This is a genomic window from Escherichia fergusonii ATCC 35469 (genome assembly GCF_000026225.1).
GTDB lineage: Bacteria > Pseudomonadota > Gammaproteobacteria > Enterobacterales > Enterobacteriaceae > Escherichia > Escherichia fergusonii.
Map to the genome: position 1 here is coordinate 2,250,064 of NC_011740.1, position 21,040 is coordinate 2,271,103.

Here is a 21,040-nt window from a genome sequence, read left to right on the forward strand (position 1 = left end):
GCAATGAAAACCTATATTTATCAGGACGAAAAATCACATAAATTCTGGGCAGTGGAGCAACAGGGAAACGAGCTGCATATTAGTTGGGGCAAAGTCAGTACCAACGGGCAAAGCCAGGTAAAAAGCTTTGCTGATGCTGCGGCGGCGGAAAAAGCGGAACTGAGGCTGATTGCGGAGAAGATGAAGAAGGGGTATGTGGAGCAAGCGAAGGATAATTCTTTGCAACCTTCCCAAACGGTAACGGATTCTCTCAAGGTAGCGGCCTTATCCACCATTATTCAGGAACAACCCTTTTGCGTAGCAGAAGCCCGTGTGGCTGACAAAAATACAGATGATGTTTTACCGTGGCTGGCGAAAGATATTGCTGTCGTTTTTCCGCCCGAAGTTGTACACACCACGTTAAGCCATCGCCGCTTTCCCGGAGTTCCTGTTCAGCAAGCAGACAACTTGACCCAGTTACGTCGCTTAGCCTGTAGCGTGTCGCAACGGGATAATAAAACAGCCACATTTGACTTCAGCGCCTGTTCTTTAGTATGGCAAAACACCGTCGCCCAGGCGATCAGTCAGATCGACTGCCTGAAAACAACACAGTTACCATCACCAGTAATGGCTGTACTCACGGCACTTGAAATGAAATGCACAAGATATAAAGTGCGTGAGGATGTTATGGATCAGATCATTCAGGAAGGCGGTCTGGAATATGCTACTGATGTAATAATACACCTTCAACAGATTGATATTGAATGGAATTATGCGAATAATATCATTATTATTCTGCCGTCTGGCATTGCACCTGATAACCTGCAGCAATATTCCAGTTTTGAATTACGCCTACGGAAACATTTATCACTGGCGGAAGAGTCTCTCTGGCAAAAATGTGCACAAAAACTTATTGCCGCAATTCCACATATTCCAGAATGGCGGCAACCATTAATTGCTTTGTTATTACCCGAAAAACCAGAAATTGCACATGAAATTGCCCAGCGTCTACTGGGGAAAAAAAAATTACCCTCGCTTGAGTGGCTAAAAATAGTGGCGACTGATGAGCACATTCTTGCCTCATTAGAAAAATATCACGAGCCATATGCCATTTTTGATGATTACTATTGTGGTGCGATATGGTCAGCCACCGTATTACAGGAGCAAGGTGTTGCAGCCCTGCCCCGATTTGCTCCCTATGCCGCAAGTGACTACTGCGCCGATGTGTTGCGTCATATCAATCATCCGTTCGCATTAACACTGCTTATACGTGTAGCCGGGCATACTAAACGCTGTCACGATCGAATGACGAAAGCCTGCGCTGCGTTCCCACACGCAGCACTGGCAGCACTGGCGGAACTTCTAGTGCAAAAAGAAGAGAATAGTTGGCGCATTATGCTAATGACGATGCTTATCTCGCAACCAGCACTGGCAGAACAGGTCATTCCCTGGCTTTCGACACCCGCAGCTGCAGTGCTGAAATCATGCCAGCAACAACTGACACAGCCCTCAAACCATGCCAGCACCGATCTACTGCCGGCCATAGTAGTCTCCCCTCCCTGGCTTTCGAAAAAGAAAAAATCGCCGATTCCGGTGCTGGATTTAGCGCCATTAGGCATTGAGCCAATCTGTTATCTGACAGAAGAAATCAGTAATCAACTTTTGGCGAAATATATCTGGTATTCAAAACACATCACGGTTAGTCATGAAGAAAGTACTGCCAATCTGTTGGCAAGGATGGGTTTTCAACGACGGATCGCTGGTACATATATTAAAGCTCCCGAAGCGGTAGTTGAGGCATGGCTAAATGAAGATTATTCAACCTTAATAAGTGAATTTAAGGTGTTTCATTCACCTACCGGGCATTATTGGCATTTGGGGATTTTGACAACATTGCCACTGGAGAAAGCAATAAGAGCATGGAATGCCCTTACTCTATCTCCGCATACCGATACCGAATACGCCATGTTACATTTTGGACTCAAAGGATTACCTGGGTTAGTAAACTCACTTGCACGCTATCCACAGGAAGCCTTGCCCATAACGAATTACTTCGCAGCGAGTGAGCTGGCTCCTGCCGTCGCCCGCGCCTTTAACAAACTCAAAACTCTACGACAAGACGCCCGCACCTGGCTGCTGAAATATCCGGAACATGCCATTATCGGCCTGTTGCCTGCGGCACTCGGCAAAGCTGGTGAAGCCCAGGATAACGCCCGCGCCGCCTTACGTATGTTGATTGAAAGTGGTTATCCGTCATTACTGCAAGAAATCGCCCAGCGTTATAACCAGCCGGAAGTAACCGATGCGGTGAACGCTCTACTTGCGCTCGATCCCTTAGATAATCACCCGACTAAAATCCCGACACTTCCGGCCTTTTATCAGCCATCGCTCTGGACACGCCCGGTATTAAAAGCAAACGCCCAATCACTGCCAGATAGCGCCCTCTTCCACCTCGGTGAAATGCTCCGCTTCCCTCAGGAAGATACGCTGTATGCGGGTTTATTACAGGTGAAAGACGCCTGTACTGCCGACTCACTGGCTGAATTTGCCTGGGATCTGTTTACCGCCTGGCAGACCGCTGGCGCACCGTCGAAAGAAAGCTGGGCGTTCACTGCGTTAGGTGTTCTCGGCAACGATGATACCGCCCGCAAACTGACGCCTTTGATTCGCGCCTGGCCTGGTGAATCCCAGCATAAACGCGCCACCGTCGGGCTGGATATTCTCGCTGCTATCGGTAGTGATATCGCCCTGATGCAGCTTAACGGCATTGCTCAGAAACTGAAATTCAAAGCATTACAGGAGCGGGCGAAAGAGAAAATTGCCGACATTGCCGAGAGCCGCGAACTCACGGTGGCGGAGCTTGAAGATCGGTTAGCACCGGATCTCGGTCTGGATGATAACGGTTCGTTGCTGCTGGATTTCGGCCCACGGCAGTTCACCGTCAGCTTTGATGAAACCTTAAAACCGTTTGTGCGTGATGTTTCCGGCAGCCGCCTGAAAGACTTACCTAAACCCAATAAAAGCGATGATGAATCGCGGGCTGATGAGGCGGTAAACCGCTACAAATTGCTGAAAAAAGATGCGCGTACCGTCGCCGCCCAGCAGGTAGCAAGGCTGGAATCCGCCATGTGCCTGCGTCGCCGCTGGTCACCGGAAAACTTTCAGCTCTTCCTGGTTGAGCATCCGCTGGTTCGCCACTTAACCCGCCGTCTTATTTGGGGCGTTTATAGCGTCGAAAACCAGCTACTGGCCTGTTTCCGGGTGGCGGAAGATAACAGCTACAGCACCGCTGACGATGATCTTTTCACCCTGCCGGAAGGCGATATCTCTATCGGCATTCCTCACGTTCTGGAAATATCACCGACGGATGCTGCCGCCTTTGGTCAGCTTTTTGCCGACTACGAACTGCTACCACCGTTCCGTCAGCTTGACCGTAACAGCTACGCCCTGACAGAAGCCGAGTGCAATGCCAGTGAACTGACCCGCTGGGCAGGCAGAAAATGCCCGAGTGGTCGGGTCATGGGGCTGGCGAATAAAGGCTGGATAAAGGGCGAACCACAGGATGGAGGCTGGATCGGATGGATGATCAAACCTCTCGGTCGCTGGTCGTTAATCATGGAAATCGACGAAGGTTTTGCGGTGGGTATGTCACCAGCCGAACTTAGCGCTGAGCAGCTCTTAAGCAAGCTGTGGCTATGGGAAGGCAAAGCGGAAAGCTATGGCTGGGGGAGTAATTCAACACAGGAAGCGCAGTTCTCCGTACTCGATGCCATCACCGCCAGCGAGCTAATTAACGATATTGAAGCCCTGTTTGAATAAGGAAAGAGCATGGACAAGGAATTACCGTGGCTGGCGGATAACGCCCAACTGGAACTGAAATATAAAAAAGGCAAAACACCACTCAGTCATCGCAATTGGCCGGGCGAACCAGTGCCTGTTATCACTGAAAGCCTCATCCAGACACTGGGTGATGAATTGCTACAAAAAGCTGAGAAGAAAATAAACATTGTCTGGAGTTATGAAAATTTTTCACTGGAGTGGCAGTCTGCCATCACGCAGGCCATCAACTTGATTGGCGAACACAAACCCTCAATTCCGGCACGGACAATGGCGGCGCTAGTCTGTATCGCGCAAAATGACAGCCAAAAGTTGCTCGACGAAATCGTCCAACAAGAGGGACTGGAATATGCGACTGAGGTGGTGATTGCACGCCAGTTTATTACACGATGTTATGAGAGTGATCCTCTGCTAGTGACATTGCAGTATCAGGACGAGGATTATGGCTATGGTTATCGCTCAGAAACCTATAACGAATTCGATCTCCGACTGCGTAAGCATCTCTCTCTGGCAGAGGAAAGCAGCTGGCAGCGTTGCGCCGACAAACTCATTGCCGCACTACCAGGAATAACCAAAGTTCGCCGCCCTTTTATTGCGCTGATCCTCCCGGAAAAACCAGAAATCGCCAATGAGTTGGTAAGCCTTGAATGCCCGCGGACTCATTTTCATTCTAAGGAGTGGTTAAAAGTTGTTGCGACTGACCCCAGAGAGGTGAGAAAACTCGAACGCTACTGGAGCCAGGATATATTTAGCGATCGAGAAGCCAGCTACATGTCGCATGAAAACCGCTTCGGCTACGCGGCTTGCGCCTCCCTTTTGCGCGAACAAGGACTGGCAGCCATTCCGCGCCTCGCGATGTATGCCCATAAAGAAGATTGCGGCAGTCTACTGGTACAAATTAACCATCCGCAAGTCATCCGCACCTTGCTACTGGTGGCTGATAAAAACAAATCCAGCCTGCAACGTGTAGCTAAATACCATAAAAACTTCCCCCATGCGACGCTCGCCGCACTGGCAGAACTGCTGGCGTTAACAGAACCACCAGCCCGCCCTGGTTATCCAATCATCGAAGACAAAAAGCTGCCTGCACAGCAAAAAGCACGCGATGAATACTGGCGTACACTGTTACAAACGCTGATGGCATCGCAGCCACAACTGGCAGAAGAGGTGATGCAGTGGTTAAGTACTCAAGCCAGGGCAGTGCTGAATAGTTATTTATCGGCACCGCCCAAACCGGTTATTGATAGCACCGATAACAGCAGTCTGCCTGAAATCCTCGTTTCGCCACCGTGGCGTGGCAGAAAAAAGACTTCCATAACTCACTTTTCGCTACCTGAACTTACGCTTGTACCGCAAGCGTACAGGTCGTCCCAGGAACACTGGACGCAGGAACAGCAAACTACAATCAGCCATTTTAGCACCATGCCTTTTGACGAACGTCTCGCTAGCAGAGGAACCGATACCCTCTTGCGAGAATTAGGCTTTGAAGATCACAGGTGGAAGTTTAATGAGTTTATTCTCACAGGACAGTTGGATGCTCTGGATTCCGATCAACTAGAGACACATACTTCAGTAGGAAGATTGCTCAATTATCAGGCAAAACAGACTGAAAATAAACACTACCGGGAAGAGGCCGCCAGCGCATTACTGGCACAAGATAGCGTTGCGTTGATGGAGGGGTGGCGAACTTTCCAACGCAAATTTAATTACACTGATGAAAAGCGTTGGGGAGTGTGGAACCTGTACCTTATCGCGCAAATGCCACGCGAAATGGCGGTATCGTGCTGGCAACAAATTGTCGCGGCTGATTTTCATTACACCGGGGTGGAATATCTGTTAAGTGTGCTGGGTACCGATGCTTTGCCCGGTTTAAGCGCCGCCTTTGCCCGACATCCAAAAGAGATATTTCCGCTGCTGATTCAATTCGGCACTACCGAACTGGCGTTACCCATTGCCCGCGTCTGGCATCGTTTTGCGGGCCAGCGTAATCTGGCTCGCCAGTGGATTTTACAATGGCCGGAGCATACGGCTACGGCGCTGATCCCATTAATCTTTGCCAGGTCTGGCGATAACAGCGAAGCGGCACTCAGCGCTCTGCGTTTACTGTATGAACAAGGGCATGGCGAATTACTGCAAACTGTAGCCAATCGTTGGCAGCGTACAGATGTATGGCCTGCCCTGGAGCAATTACTTAAACAGAGTCCAATAGAGATTTACCCAGCACGCATTCCAAAAGCTCCTGATTTCTGGCATCCGACAATGTGGTCCAGACCACGACTTATAAATAATAATCAACCTGTTACTGATGATGCTCTGGAAATTATCGGCGAAATGCTGCGCTTTACCCAAGGCGGACGTTTTTATTGTGGGCTGGAACAACTGAAAACGTTCTGCCAGCCACAAACGCTGGCCGCTTTTGCCTGGGATCTCTTCACCGCCTGGCAACAAGCTGGCGCCCCCGCAAAAGACAACTGGGCTTTTTTGGCGTTAAGTCTCTTTGGTGACGAAAGCACGGCTCGGGATCTGACGACAAAGATCCTCGCCTGGCCACAGGAAGGCAAATCTGCCCGTGCCGTCAGTGGCCTGAACATACTTACCCTGATGAATAATGATATGGCGCTGATACAGCTGCATCATATATCGCAACGGGCGAAATCCCGTCCCTTACGTGATAACGCGGCGGAATTTCTTCAGGTGGTCGCAGAAAATCGTGGACTAAGCCAGGAAGAGTTAGCGGACAGATTAGTCCCAACGCTGGGCCTGGATGATCCGCAGGCGTTGATATTTGATTTTGGTCCCCGGCAGTTTACCGTTCGCTTCGATGAAAACCTCAACCCGGTTATCTACGATCAACAAAAAGTTCGCCAGAAAAGCATTCCCCGGTTACGCGCCGATGACGATCAGCTGAAAGCACCCGAGGCACTGGCCCGACTAAAAGGGCTAAAAAAAGATGCCACTCAGGTGAGCAAAAACCTGCTCCCGCGTCTTGAAACTGCCCTACGCACCACCCGACGCTGGTCGCTGGCAGATTTTCATTCTCTGTTTGTTAATCATCCCTTTACTCGCCTGGTTACCCAGCGATTAATATGGGCGGTTTATCCGGCAAATGAACCGCGTCGTTTACTCAACGCCTTTCGTGTGGCCGCTGAGGGGGAGTTCTGCAATGCACAAGATGAGCCCATTGACCTGCCTGCGGACGCTCTGATTGGCATTGCCCACCCGTTAGAAATGACAGCAGAAATGCGCAGTGAATTTGCACAGCTTTTTGCCGATTACGAAATTATGCCGCCTTTTCGCCAGTTGTCGCGCCGCACGGTGCTGCTCACGCCTGACGAGTCAACCAGTAACAGCCTGACTCGCTGGGAAGGTAAATCCGCTACCGTTGGGCAGCTTATGGGAATGCGATACAAAGGCTGGGAGTCAGGCTATGAGGACGCATTTGTCTATGACCTGGGCGAGTACCGGCTGGTCCTTAAGTTTTCACCCGGTTTTAACCATTACAGTACTGATAGCAAAGCGCTAATGAGCTTCCGTTCTCTTCGAGTGTACCGTGACAATAAATCCGTCACTTTTGCCGAACTTGATGTGTTTGATTTGAGTGAGGCGTTAAGCGCACCCGACATCATTTTCCATTAAAACACAGCGGGCAGTGATGCGACTGCCCATTTTCAACACGACTTACCAACGGGAAAGCGATGATCGTGCAAAAAGAGCTGGTCGCTATTCACGATTATGAGGTCCCTGTACCTGAAGATCCGTTTTCCTTCAGACTTGAGATCCATAAATGCTCTGAATTATTTACAGGTTCCGTCTATCGACAGGAACGATTCCGGCTACGTCCAACATTTCATCAACGTGATAGAGAAGATGCCGACCCGCTAATAAATGATGCGTTGATTTATATAAGAGATGAATTTATTGATGAGCGAAAATTACGAGGTGAATCACCAGAAACTGTAATCGCCATTTTTAATCGCGAACTACAGAACATATTCAACCAAGAAATAGAATAATATACTCTAAATAATTCAAGTTGCAGGAAGGCGATAAGCGAGTGAATCCCCAGGAGCTTACTAAAGTAGGTGACTGGAGTGAACGAACGTAGCCGCAGCATATGCAACTTGAAGTATGGCGAGTATAGCTTTATTAAAGGGGGAAACGGTATTCCCCCTTAGATGCGTTTCAATTTGCCAGCTACTTCAACAAATCAATCAACCGTAACAGAGCCACTAATAACTCCAGTACGGCAATGAGCACAGTTAACTTTTGTGTCAGCGTGTCCATCCGCTCTCCTTATTAAGGAGCGCAACACCAGGACCTTACCCTTACACTGCCTGTCGATACTGGTTTACGTATGTTGAGTCGCCATGTTGCACTCCGGATCAGGGCACCACCTGCGGCACCACCCGTCCGGTAGCCAGGACTTGAAATTGGTTCGATCCGGCGCAACTTCCCAACAGTCAGGATTATAAATCTCATTATCTTAATTGCAACACGGTCCCGAGGTGGTTATAATTCGTTCGTTGGGGCGCCATGTTGCATAATCAGTAACTTAACGTCAAAGTTGTAAATAAAAGAACCTGCCTCACCAGCAGGTTTTTTTATTTTCTGCGATCTGCTTTCCAGATATTTTTTGCCCATAATCCACCATAAGAACTCACATCCCGGTCAAATGTACGTTAATTATAAAATCGATGAATTTATAAATAAGAAAAAAGTTATCGGGTGAATTAATGGAAGATGTAATCATTTTATTAAAGGGGGAAGAGGTATTCCCCCTTAGATGCGTTTCAATTTGCCCGTTACTTCAACAAATCAATCAGCCGTAACAGAGCCACTAATAACTCCAGTACGGCAATGAGCACGGTTAACTTTTGTGTCAGCGTGTCCATCCGCTCTCCTTATTAAGGAGCGCAACACCAGGACCTTACCCTTACACTGCCTGTCGATACTGGTTTACGTATGTTGGTACGAAACGTTGCTCTCCGGATCAGGGCACCACCTGCGGCACCACCCGTCCGGCAGCCAGGACTTAAAATTGGTCCGATCCGGCACAACTTCCCAACGGGCAGGATTATAAATCTCACTCACTGAATTGCAACGGGATGTGGATATGGTTATAATTCATTCGTTGGTACGAAATGTTGCACAATCAGCAAGTTATCGTCAAAGTAGTAAATAAAAGAACCTGCCTCACCAGCAGGTTTTTTTTATTTACTGTGATCTGCTTTCCAGATATTTTCCGCTCAAACAACTAATGCGCCAAACATTTATTGCGCGTAGAATATTTTTTATTTTCTTAATACATTTCAGGGATGAATATATGTCAACGCAGAATAATCACCTGCAGCGTCCACCTGCCGCTGTGTTATACGCCGATGAACTGGCAAAATTAAAACAAAATGATAACGCACCTTGCCCGCCCGGTTGGCAGTTAAGTTTGCCTGCGGCACGTGCTTTTATTCTTGGCGACGAAGCACAAAATATCAGCCGTAAAGTCGTGATTAGTCCCTCCGCTGTCGAACGCATGTTAGTCACTCTTGCTACCGGGCGCGGTTTGATGTTGGTGGGGGAACCTGGCACCGCAAAATCGCTCCTGTCTGAATTACTGGCAACCGCTATTAGCGGCGATGCCGGGTTAACCATCCAGGGCGGCGCATCTACCACCGAAGATCAAATCAAGTACGGCTGGAACTACGCCCTGCTTATCAACCATGGCCCGTCAACGGAAGCGCTGGTCCCTGCCCCACTTTACCAGGGAATGCGCGACGGCAAAATTGTCCGTTTTGAAGAGATAACGCGTACACCGCTGGAAGTACAAGACTGTCTGTTAGGTATGCTTTCTGACAGGGTAATGACGGTGCCGGAACTCACTGGTGAAGCCAGTCAGCTCTATGCGCGAGAAGGCTTTAATATTATTGCCACTGCCAATACCCGCGATCGCGGCGTCAATGAAATGAGCGCGGCACTAAAGCGTCGCTTCGATTTTGAAACTGTCTTTCCGATTATGGATTTCGCCCAGGAGCTGGAACTGGTCGCCAGCGCTTCGGCACGCTTGCTGGCACATAGCGGTATTCCGCATAAAGTGCCTGACGCGGTACTGGAGTTACTGGTCCGCACCTTCCGCGATCTGCGTGCCAACGGCGAAAAGAAAACCTCAATGGATACCCTTACAGCGATTATGTCCACCGCTGAAGCCGTTAACGTAGCTCACGCTGTCGGTGTCCGCGCCTGGTTTTTAGCGAATCGCGCGGGGGAACCTGCCGACCTGGTAGACTGTATTGCCGGAACCATCGTCAAAGATAACGAAGAAGATCGCGCACGTCTTCGCCGTTACTTCGAACAGCGTGTCGCTACACATAAAGAAGCTCACTGGCAGGCTTATTATCAAGCTCGCCACCGCCTGCCGTGAGGAAAGATGCATGAGCGAGCCGTTAATTGTCGGCATCCGGCATCATAGTCCGGCCTGCGCCAGGCTGGTGAAATCGTTAATCGAAAGACAGCGGCCACGATACGTGTTGATTGAAGGCCCTGCTGATTTTAATGACCGGGTAGACGAACTGTTTTTAGCCCACCAGCTTCCGGTGGCTATTTACAGTTATTGCCAGTATCAGGACGGTGCTGCCCACGGGCGTGGTGCCTGGACGCCATTTGCTGAATTTTCGCCGGAGTGGCAGGCGCTACAAGCTGCACGTCGTATTCAGGCACAAACTTACTTCATCGATTTGCCTTGCTGGGCGCAGAGTGAAGAAGAGGACGAGTCACCCGGTACGCAAGAGGAAAGCCAGGCTTTGTTGCTGCGTGCCACTCGTATGGATAACAGCGACACCCTGTGGGATCACCTGTTCGAAGATGAAAGCCAGCAACCTGCATTATCCTCTGCACTGGCGCACTATTTTGCCCAACTGCGGGGCGACTCCCCCAGCGATGCGCTCAATCGTCAGCGCGAAGCCTTTATGGCCCACTGGATTGCATGGGCGATGCAGCAAAACAATGGCGGCGTGTTAGTCGTCTGTGGTGGCTGGCACGCTCCGGCACTGGCAAAAATGTGGCGCGAATGTTTGCAAGAAATGAACAAGCCAGAATTGCCTTCGCTGGCAGATGCCGTTACAGGTTGCTATCTCACGCCATACAGTGAAAAGCGCCTTGATGTGCTGGCAGGATACCTTTCCGGAATGCCAGCCCCGGTCTGGCAAAACTGGTGCTGGCAGTCAGGTTTGCAGCAGGCAGGTGAACAACTACTAAAAACGGTTCTTACCCGTTTGCGCCAGCACAAATTGCCTGCTTCAACAGCGGATATGGCTGCCGCTCATCTGCATGCGATGGCACTGGCACAGTTGCGCGGTCATACACTACCGTTACGCACTGACTGGCTGGATGCTATAGCAGGCTCGCTGATCAAAGAAGCCCTGAACGCGCCGTTGCCGTGGAGCTATCGCGGCGTTATTCATCCCGATACCGATCCGATTCTGCTAACGTTGATAGACACATTAGCAGGTGACGGATTCGGTAAACTTGCCCCCTCGACGCCACAGCCACCTCTGCCAAAAGATGTCACCTGCGAACTGGAACGTACCGGAATCTCTCTTCCGGCGGAGCTTACCTTAAATCGCTTTACCCCCGATGGACTGGCGCAAAGTCAGGTGCTACATCGGTTGGCAATACTGGAGATTCCCGGCATTGTGCGCCAGCACGGAAGTACACTGACGCTGGCGGGCAACGGTGAAGAACGCTGGACATTAACCCAGCCACTTAGCCAACATGCGGCATTGATTGAAGCCGCCTGCTTTGGTGCCACACTCCAGGAGGCCGCACGGAATAAATTAGAAGCCGATATGCTGGACGCGGGTGGAATCAGCGGCATCACCACATGTCTTAGCCAGGCAGCGTTAGCGGGTCTGGCGTCCTTCAGTCAGCAATTACTGGAACAACTCACATTATTAATCGCCCAGGAAAATCAGTTTGCCGAAATGGGCCAGGCGCTGGAAGTGCTTTACGCCTTGTGGCAGCTCGATGAAATCAGCGGTATGCAAGGCGCGCAGATATTACAGACGACGTTATACGCGGCTATCGATCGCACGCTGTGGCTATGTGAATCCAACGGCAGGCCGGATGAGAAGGAGTTTCACGCTCACCTGCATAGCTGGCAGGCGCTTTGCCATATCCTGCGCGATCTAAATAGCGGCGTTAATTTACCCGGCGTTTCGCTTTCTGCGGCGGTAGCCTTACTGGAACGTCGCAGTCAGGCGATTCATCCCCCAGCGCTGGATCGCGGTGCGGCCCTTGGCGCGCTGATGCGTCTGGAACATCCCAACGCCAGTGCCGAAGCGGCGCTGACGATGCTGGCACAATTATCCCCGGCACAATCTGGCGAGGCGCTGCACGGTTTGCTGGCATTAGCCCGCCATCAACTGGCCAGTCAGCCTGCATTTATCGCCGGTTTCAGCAGCCATTTGAATCAACTGAGTGACGCCGATTTTATTAACGCCCTGCCCGATTTGCGCGCGGCGATGGCCTGGCTACCGCCACGAGAACGCGGGACGCTGGCGCATCAGGTGCTTGAGCATTACCAGCTCGCTCAGCTTCCCGTTTCGGCGCTGCAAATGCCGTTGCATTGCCCACCGCAAGCCATTGCACATCATCAACAACTCGAACAGCAGGCACTGGCATCACTGCAACACTGGGGAGTTTTCCATGTCTGAACTGAACGATCTTCTGACCACCCGTGAGCTACAACGCTGGCGATTAATTCTTGGCGAAGCGGCAGAAACGACCCTTTGTGGGCTGGATGACAATACCCGGCAGATAGACCACGCGCTGGAGTGGCTGTATGGGCGCGATCCTGAACGGCTCCAGCGTGGTGAACGTTCCGGTGGATTAGGTGGCTCAAATCTCACCACCCCTGATTGGATCAACAGTATTCACACGCTGTTTCCGCAACAGGTGATTGAGCGGCTGGAAAGCGATGCTGTACTGCGCTATGGCATTGAAGATGTAGTGACAAATCTCGACGTGCTGGAACGTATGCAGCCCTCTGAAAGCCTGTTACGCGCCGTTTTGCACACCAAACATCTGATGAATCCCGAAGTGCTGGCTGCCGCCCGCCGGATAGTGCGCCAGGTTGTTGAAGAAATTATGGCGCGACTGGCAAAGGAAGTTCGTCAGGCTTTTTCTGGTGTCCGCGATCGTCGTCGCCGCTCATTTATTCCACTGGCGCGTAATTTCGATTTCAAAAGTACCCTGCGTGCCAACCTGCAACACTGGCATCCGCAACACGGCAAGTTGTATATCGAATCCCCCCGCTTTAACAGTCGCATTAAGCGCCATAGCGATCAATGGCAACTGGTCTTACTGGTTGATCAAAGCGGATCGATGGTTGACTCGGTGATCCACTCAGCGGTGATGGCGGCCTGTTTATGGCAGTTACCCGGCATTCGTACCCATCTGGTGGCGTTTGACACCAGCGTCGTTGATCTCACGGCAGACGTTGCTGATCCGGTAGAGTTATTAATGAAAGTACAGCTGGGTGGCGGGACCAATATCGCCAGCGCCGTGGAATATGGTCGGCAACTTATTGAACAACCAGCGAAAAGCGTCATCATCCTCGTGAGCGATTTTTATGAAGGGGGTTCATCATCATTGCTGACGCATCAGGTGAAAAAGTGTGTCCAGAGCGGCATCAAAGTGCTGGGACTGGCAGCGCTCGATAGCACCGCAACACCTTGCTACGACCGCGATACAGCCCAGGCGCTGGTAAATGTCGGCGCACAAATAGCCGCGATGACGCCAGGCGAACTGGCGACCTGGCTTGCGGAGAATCTTCAGTCATGAATTCACTACGTCCGGAATTATTAGAACTGACACCGCAGGCCCTGACGGCGTTAAGCAATGCTGGTTTTGTGAAGCGCAGCCTTAAGGAACTGGAAAATGGCAATGTCCCGGAAATCAGTCATGAGAACGGCGCTTTAATCGCCACGTTCAGTGACGGTGTCCGTACCCGGCTGGCGAACAGTCAGGCACTGAAAGAGGCTCAATGCAGCTGCGGGGCCAGCGGCATGTGCCGTCATCGCGTGATGCTGGTGTTAAGTTATCAACGACTTTGTGCCACCGCCCAGCCTACGGAAAAAGAAGAAGAGTGGGATCCGGCAATCTGGCAGGAAGAACTGGCTACCCTGCCCAATACCACGCGCAAACGCGCGCAGGCGCTGGTCGCTAAAGGCATCACCATTGAGTTGTTCTGCACGCCGGGCGAAATTCCCTCTGCCCGCTTACCGATGAGCGATGTGCGTTTTTATTCCCGCAGCAGCATTCGTTTCGCCCGTTGTGACTGTATTGAAGGAATGCTGTGTGAACACGTAGTACTGGCTGTGCAGGCCTTCGTCGAGGCCAAAAATCAACAAGCAGAATTTACTCATTTGATCTGGCAGATGCACAGTGAACACGTCACATCATCTGACGATCCGTTTTCCAGCGACGAAGGTAAAGCATGTCGTCAATATGTTCAGCAATTAAGTCAGGCATTATGGCTGGGCGGGATCAGCCAACCGTCAATCCACTACGAGGCCGCTTTCAGCCGCGCGCAGCAAGCGGCGGAACGCTGCAACTGGCGTTGGGTAAGTGAATCACTACGACAGCTACGGGCAAGCGTTGATGCCTTCCACGCCCGCGCCAGCCACTATCATGCCGGAAAATGCTTGTGCCAGCTTGCGGCGTTAACCAGTCGCTTGAACAGTGCACAAGAGATGGCGCGACGTGACAGTGTCGGTGAAGTACCGCCCATACCGTGGCGCACGGTCGTTGGCGCAGGCATTGCTGGCGAAGCAAAGCTTGATCATTTGCGACTGGTGTCACTAGGTATGCGTTGCTGGCAGGATAATGAGCGGTATGGTTTACGCATCTGGTTCACCGATCCCGACACCGGCAGTATTTTGCATCTTTCGCGCAGTTGGCCGAGAAGTGAACAGGATAACTCTCCAGCGGCAAAACGGCGGCTGTTTAGTTTTCAGGCTGGCGCGCTGGCGGGTGGGCAAATTGTTTCACAAGCAGCAAAACGCAGTGCCGATGGCGAGTTGCTGTTAGCTACCCGCAACCGCTTAAGCAGTGTTGTTCCGCTGTCGCCTGATGCCTGGCAAATGTTGAGCGCACCACTGCGCCAGCCGGGCATTGTGGCTTTGCGGGAATATTTACGCCAACGTCCGCCAGCCGCCATACGACCGCTTAACCAGGTCGATAACTTATTTATTCTGCCAGTAGAAGAGTGCATTTCACTCGGTTGGGACAGCAGTCGGCAGACACTGGATGCGCAGGTAATCAGTGGCGAAGGTGAAGATAATGTGCTGACGTTATCACTGCCAGCTTCAGCCAGTGCGCCCTTTGCTGTTGAACGCATGGCAGCTCTGTTACAACAAACAGAAGATCCCGTTAGTCTGGTTTCTGGGTTTATCAATTTTGCTGAGGGGCAATTGACACTGGAACCACGAGTAATGATGACGCAAACCCGCGCCTGGGCACTGGACGCAGAAACTGCGCCTGTGGCACCGCTACCTTCAGACAATGTTCTTCCGGTGCCGTCCAGTGCTCACAAGCTTTTAGAGCGCTGTCAGTCATTGTTGATCCAGGTGTTACATAACGGCTGGCGTTACCAGGAAAGGAGTCTTATGAATCAGGCTGAAATGCTGACAAATGAGTTAGCAGCATTTGGTTTTTCCCGACTGGCGCATTTGTTACATCAATTGCAGCAAACAGAAGAGGAAAAACGTAGCGCCATATTGAATAACAGCGTGTTGCTTTATGAACATTTGGTGCTATTACTGGCGGATTGACCAGACAACCCCCTTAATTAGTCGTTCTACTCCTGATTCGGACTGCTCAACCCCTTGTAACAGGCATATCCTATAGCGCCACTGGCAAACGACCAGGTCAACAATGCCAGGGCGCTGATATTTTGATATTTAAAAATGGAGTTTTACATGAAGGCTTTTAATAAACTGTTTTCTATGGCGGTGGCATCCGTTCTCGTTTTTTCCCTCGCTGGCTGTGGTGATAAAGAAGAAACCAAAAAATTTACCGCCAATCTGAATGGCTCTGAAATTGCTGTTACCTATACCTACAAAGGCGACAAGGTACTGAAGCAAACTTCTGAAAATAAAATTATGTACTCTTCTATCAACGCTGCAAATAAAGAAGATGCCGCGAAGATCCTTGACCCAATCAGCGCCAAATATAAGAATCTTGTTGGTGTAGAAGAAAAATTAACCTATAAAGACAGCTGGGCAGAAGAAACTGTCTCTGTAGATATGGAAAAAGTTGATCTCAAAGAGTTGCAAAAAGCTGCTGGTACTATGATCAGTGGCGACACCAGCAAAGGGATTAGCATGAAACAATCACAGAAAGTACTTGAAGCCGCTGGTTTTAAAGAAGTGAAATAATCTGTCGGCGGCCATGTTCTTCGCATGGCCGCCATACCCGTCTTAGCTTTTCTTCACATGCTGGCGCGCTGCCAGCCCACGCAGAAAATAACGCAAGAATTGATCGCCGCATTCACGAAAGTTTTTATGATCCGGTGCACGCATCATCGCCGTAATTTCCGGCATCGAAACACGGAACTGCTGTTCGGTGAGGATCGCCAGAATATCATCAGTTTTCAGTGAAAACGCGATGCGCAATTTTTTCAGTACAATATTGTTATTAATGCGACGTTCCGGCTCCAGCGCCGGAGCAGACTCATCCTTGCCACGTTTTTCATAAATCAGGCCATTCAGGAATGAAGACAGAACAATGTCCGGACAACGCTGAAAACCCTCTTCGTCTTCTTTGCGTAGCCAGACGGCGATCTGTTCCGCAGTGGCTTCGACATTACCCAGCGCCAGAATGCGCACCAGGTCGTTATTATTGGCTTTCAAAATGTAGCGCACGCTGCGCAGAATATCGTTACTTAGCATGAGGCCTTCAGGTGTTGATGAGGCAAAAAACCATTTTAGCAGTCTTTTACAGGCCAATCGCCTCTTTTAAACTTTTCAGATAGCGGCGGCTGACAGGGACGGTTAAACCATTACGCAAAATCAACTCAGCCTGACCGTTATCTTCCAGGCGAATCTCCTGTAAATGCGCGAGGTTAACCAGATACTGACGATGGCAGCGCAGTAGTGGTGTACGGCTCTCCAGAGTGCGCAAAGTCAGTTCGGTGAAACCTTCTTTCCCTTCGTGGCTGGTAACGTAGACACCGCTCATCCGACTGCTGACAAATGCTACATCTCTCATTTGCAGCAAATAAATCCGACTATGCCCCGTACAAGGGATAAATTTCAACGCCTGTTGGTTTTCCGGTAACAGCGAAACATCCTGCTTGCTGCGCTCCTGACGCAAACGCGCCAGCGTTTTCTCCAGCCGCGCTTCATCAATTGGCTTCAGGAGATAATCAAAGGCATGTTCTTCAAAGGCTTTAATGGCGTATTCGTCAAACGCGGTGAGAAAAACAATATACGGGCGATGTTCCGGGTCGAGCATCCCCACCATTTCCAGACCGCTGATACGCGGCATCTGGATGTCGAGAAACAGTACGTCCGGGCGCAGTTTATGCACCGCGCCAATCCCTTCAACAGCATTTGAACACTCACCGACGATTTCAATATCGCTCTGCTCCTGCAAAAATATGCGCAGGTTCTCCCGTGCAAGCGGTTCATCATCGACAATTAACACCTTAATCATGCGTTATCCCTCCATGGAAGTCGTAAAGTAATGCGGGTGTAACAATCTGGTTCACATGCCACACTGATGCCATAGTCATCGCCAAATCTCTCGCGTAATCGCTTATCTACCAGACTCATCCCCAGCCCGCTGGCGTTGGTTGCTGGCTGGTATAATCCGGCGTTGTCTTCAATATCCAACATAAAATATTGCCCTTCGCGGCGTGCAGTGATCGACACTTCCCCGGTGCCCAGCAATTGTGATGTGCCATGTTTTATCGCATTCTCAACAATTGGTTGAAGTGTAAAAGCCGGAAGGTGTTGCCAGGCAAGCTCTCCCGGGATATTCATGTTGACCTGCAACCGTGACTGAAACCGTGCTTTTTCTATTTGCAGATAAGCATTTACGTGTTCAATTTCATCAGCAAGAGTCACAATTTCCGACGGTCGTTTTAAATTTTTGCGAAAGAAAGTCGACAGGTACTGAACCAGTTGACTGGCTTGTTCACTGTCTCGGCGAATCACTGCTTTAATGGTGTTAAGCGCGTTAAACAGGAAATGCGGATTTACCTGAGCGTGTAACAGCTTGATTTCTGACTGTGTGAGCATCGCTTTTTGTCGCTCATACTGCCCGGCAAGGATCTGTGCCGAAAGCAGTTGTGCGATCCCTTCACCCAGCGTGCGGTTGATCGAGCTAAACAAACGGTTTTTGGCTTCATACAATTTGATGGTGCCCATCACCCGCTGATTTTCGCCACGGAGTGGGATAACCAGTGTTGAACCTAACTTACACTGCGGATGTAAAGAGCATTGATAAGGCACTTCGTTGCCGTCAGCATAAACGACTTCACCGGTTTCAATCGCTTTTAAGGTATATCCCGATGAGATTGGTTTACCGGGCAGATGGTGATCATCGCCAATCCCTGTGAAAGCCAGCAGCTTCTCGCGATCAGTAATCGCGACTGCGCCAATATCCAGCTCCTGGTAAAGCACCTGCGCCACCTTCATGCTGTTCACTTCGTTAAAACCCTGACGCAATATCCCTTCCGTCGAGGCCGCCACTTTCAGTGCGGTTGCTGAAAACGCCGAAGTGTATTTCTCAAACATCGCGCGTTTATCGAGCAATATACGCATAAACAGGGCCGCGCCCACGGTATTGGTGACCATCATTGGCGCAGCAATATTGCTCACCAGACGCACGGCATCTTCATAAGGCCGGGCAATGGCAAGAATGATCAACATTTGGATCATTTCGGCAATAAAAGTGACTGCTCCGGCGGTGAAGGGGCTAAACACCCGGTCGGTACGTCCACGACGAATCAGGATACTGTGCACCAGGCCACCTAACAGACCTTCAACAATGGTAGAAATCATGCAGCTGAGCGCCGTCATTCCTCCCATTGAATAACGGTGTAACCCCCCGGTCAGACCAACAAGTCCGCCAACAACCGGGCCACCCAACAGCCCCCCCATCACTGCACCGATGGCGCGTGTATTAGCAATGGAGTCATCGATATGTAAGCCGAAGTAAGTGCCGAGGATACAGAAAATCGAGAAGGTCACGTAACAAAGCAGTTTGTGAGGTAACCGCACTGTGACTTGCATTAAAGGGATGAAGAGCGGGGTTTTACTCATCAACCACGCAATAACCAGAAAAACACACATCTGCTGAAGCAGCAGCAACACCAGATTAAACTCGTACATACCTGCAAGCCACACATCCCTTAAAAACGCGTAACATACATGGCATGCGCATAACTTTCTTTGAAGTGCTGCAGAAAATAAGAAAATTGTGAGAGCGATCGCGCAAAAAGCGCCGGATAAATCGATATCAGCCCTTTTTCGATCAAAAAACGATCAGTACTACCTGGTTCGCAAAACTGCGTCTAAAGTTAAACCGGGACCTCGCGAGCAAAGGTGAGACGATGGCGCTTTACACAATTGGTGAAGTGGCGTTGCTTTGTGATATTAACCCTGTGACGTTACGCGCGTGGCAGAGGCGTTACGGATTGCTGAAACCGCAGCGGACAGACGGCGGTCATCGCCTGTTTAACGACGCGGATATCGACAGGATCCGGGAGATCAAACGCTGGATCGACAACGGCGTGCAGGTTAGCAAAGTTAAGATGCTGCTCAGTAATGATAATGTTGATCTACAAAATGGCTGGCGCGAGCAACAAGAAACGCTACTCAATTACCTGCAAAGTGGCAATCTGCATAGCTTGCGAACATGGATCAAAGAGCGTGGTCAGGATTACCCCGCCCAGACGCTCACCACGCACCTGTTTATTCCTCTGCGTCGACGACTTCAATGCCAACAACCTACTCTCCAGGCATTGCTAGCGATTCTGGACGGCGTGCTGATCAACTACATCGCCATTTGCCTGGCTTCGGCACGTAAAAAACAGGGCAAAGAAGCGCTGGTGGTTGGCTGGAATATTCAAGATACCACCCGTCTATGGCTGGAAGGCTGGATCGCCAGTCAACAAGGGTGGCGTATTGATGTACTCGCCCATTCCCTCAACCAGCTCCGCCCGGAACTGTTTGAAGGCCGCACGCTATTGGTGTGGTGCGGTGAAAATCAGACTCCCGCCCAACAGCAACAACTCACCAGTTGGCAGGAACAAGGGCATGATATTTTCCCGCTTGGCATTTAATGATTCGTTAACAAATGCGCTTTACTGTACAATCCTTTCGTTAACATAAGGAGTGCATTATGCGCATAGCTAAAATTGGGGTCATCGCCCTGTTCCTGTTTATGGCGTTAGGCGGTATCGGTGGCGTAATGCTCGCAGGTTATACCTTTATTTTGCGTGCTGGCTAAGCGCCTGCACCAGCCGTTCAAACAGGCGGTCTACGATGATCGCCGCCAGTGCAACCAGTAACGCCCCCTGGATCACATACGCGGTATTAAATCCGCTAAGCCCGATGATGATCGGCGTACCCAGCGTGCTGGCTCCTACCGTTGAGGCGATGGTCGCCGTGCCAATGTTGATAATCACCGAAGTTCGCACGCCCGCCAGAATCACCAGCGCCGCCAGCGGTAGCTCGACTTTGCGCAGTCGCTGACCACGGCTCATTCCCATGCCTTTGGCAACTTCGGTCACGCTATCATCAATCGCTCCCAGCCCGGCAAGCGTCGCCTGCAAGATGGGTAACACGCCGTAAAGGATCAGCGCGATAATCGCCGGTTGCAGACCAAACCCGATCACCGGAACGGCAATAGCCAGCACGGCTACAGGAGGAAACGTCTGCCCAATGGCGGCAATGGTTTCCACCAGTGGACGAAACTCAGCCCCCCACGGGCGAGTGACGGCAATTCCGGCACCAACACCGATAATTACAGCAAACAAACTTGAGATCCCCACCAGCCAGAAATGGGCCAGCGCCAGGGCCGCAAAACTTTCTTGCTGATAAACGGGCCGCGGCAGTTGCGGAAATAAAGCACCGAACAGCGGCTGGCTATAGGGTAGCCAGAAAATCAGCGCCACAAACAGAGCAATGAGCCAGAACAGCGGATCGCGCAACATCTTCATACG

Annotated in this window: 14 protein-coding genes; 10 read left to right on the plus strand and 4 right to left on the minus strand. The window is 50.7% G+C overall.

Annotated features, from left to right (window positions below):
* The first annotated feature begins 3 nt into the window (after window positions 1–3).
* The 8 genes from EFER_RS11050 to EFER_RS11095 all read left to right on the plus strand — a co-directional run bounded on the left by EFER_RS11050 (window position 4) and on the right by EFER_RS11095 (window position 16,244).
* Window positions 4–3,798: a DUF4132 domain-containing protein gene (locus tag EFER_RS11050; RefSeq protein ID WP_000860766.1), complete on the plus strand. Its 3,795-nt coding sequence runs from the start codon at window positions 4–6 to the stop codon at window positions 3,796–3,798.
* 9 nt (window positions 3,799–3,807) lie between these two features.
* Window positions 3,808–7,452 (plus strand): DUF4132 domain-containing protein, encoded by a 3,645-nt coding sequence (locus EFER_RS11055; protein WP_000356807.1) that lies wholly within the window; start codon window positions 3,808–3,810, stop codon window positions 7,450–7,452.
* Window positions 7,453–7,511: 59 nt separating this feature from the next.
* A complete protein-coding gene (gene yehK, locus EFER_RS11060; RefSeq protein WP_000636914.1) occupies window positions 7,512–7,829 on the plus strand; it encodes a protein YehK in 318 nt (105 codons plus the stop codon).
* Between the two features lie 1,310 nt (window positions 7,830–9,139).
* Window positions 9,140–10,228 (plus strand): ATP-binding protein, encoded by a 1,089-nt coding sequence (locus EFER_RS11075; protein WP_015953547.1) that lies wholly within the window; start codon window positions 9,140–9,142, stop codon window positions 10,226–10,228.
* Between the two features lie 10 nt (window positions 10,229–10,238).
* Window positions 10,239–12,518: a DUF5682 family protein gene (locus EFER_RS11080; protein ID WP_001294346.1), complete on the plus strand. Its 2,280-nt coding sequence runs from the start codon at window positions 10,239–10,241 to the stop codon at window positions 12,516–12,518.
* Entirely contained in the window at window positions 12,511–13,647 is a 1,137-nt protein-coding gene (locus EFER_RS11085) for a VWA domain-containing protein (RefSeq protein ID WP_015953548.1), read from the plus strand. Before EFER_RS11080 ends, EFER_RS11085 begins: the two co-directional genes overlap by 8 nt.
* Window positions 13,644–15,638, plus strand: coding sequence for an SWIM zinc finger family protein (locus EFER_RS11090; protein WP_001087238.1), 1,995 nt, complete (start codon window positions 13,644–13,646; stop codon window positions 15,636–15,638). The genes EFER_RS11085 and EFER_RS11090 overlap by 4 nt, the downstream gene beginning before the upstream one ends.
* A gap of 147 nt (window positions 15,639–15,785) precedes the next feature.
* On the plus strand, window positions 15,786–16,244 hold the full coding sequence (locus EFER_RS11095) for a YehR family lipoprotein (protein ID WP_000643203.1): 459 nt from the start codon (window positions 15,786–15,788) through the stop codon (window positions 16,242–16,244).
* A 42-nt stretch (window positions 16,245–16,286) separates the two neighbouring features.
* Here EFER_RS11095 and EFER_RS11100 read toward each other — a convergent pair whose 3' ends face one another.
* From EFER_RS11100 to btsS, 3 genes are read right to left on the minus strand one after another with little or no spacing between them, the layout of a single operon-like run.
* Complete coding sequence (locus EFER_RS11100; RefSeq protein WP_001295430.1) at window positions 16,287–16,757, minus strand: YehS family protein; 471 nt, start codon at window positions 16,755–16,757, stop codon at window positions 16,287–16,289.
* A gap of 46 nt (window positions 16,758–16,803) precedes the next feature.
* A complete protein-coding gene (btsR, locus tag EFER_RS11105) occupies window positions 16,804–17,523 on the minus strand; it encodes a two-component system response regulator BtsR (protein WP_000598631.1) in 720 nt (239 codons plus the stop codon).
* Entirely contained in the window at window positions 17,520–19,205 is a 1,686-nt protein-coding gene (gene btsS, locus EFER_RS11110; protein WP_002431447.1) for a two-component regulatory system sensor histidine kinase BtsS, read from the minus strand. The genes btsR and btsS overlap by 4 nt, the downstream gene beginning before the upstream one ends.
* 221 nt (window positions 19,206–19,426) lie before the next feature.
* Here btsS and mlrA point away from each other — a divergent pair, with 221 nt between their 5' ends.
* Together mlrA and EFER_RS11120 are read left to right on the plus strand one after the other, a co-directional pair.
* Entirely contained in the window at window positions 19,427–20,158 is a 732-nt protein-coding gene (mlrA, locus tag EFER_RS11115; RefSeq protein ID WP_001240385.1) for an HTH-type transcriptional regulator MlrA, read from the plus strand.
* Between the two features lie 59 nt (window positions 20,159–20,217).
* Complete coding sequence (locus EFER_RS11120) at window positions 20,218–20,325, plus strand: protein YohO (protein WP_001216963.1); 108 nt, start codon at window positions 20,218–20,220, stop codon at window positions 20,323–20,325.
* Here the strand turns inward: EFER_RS11120 and yehW are convergent.
* The gene (gene yehW, locus EFER_RS11125; protein WP_000783140.1) at window positions 20,306–21,037 is read right to left on the minus strand and encodes a glycine betaine ABC transporter permease YehW; all 732 of its coding nucleotides are present in this window, start codon (window positions 21,035–21,037) and stop codon (window positions 20,306–20,308) included. The two genes, EFER_RS11120 and yehW, sit on opposite strands and share 20 nt — an antisense overlap.
* Window positions 21,038–21,040 lie beyond the last annotated feature (3 nt).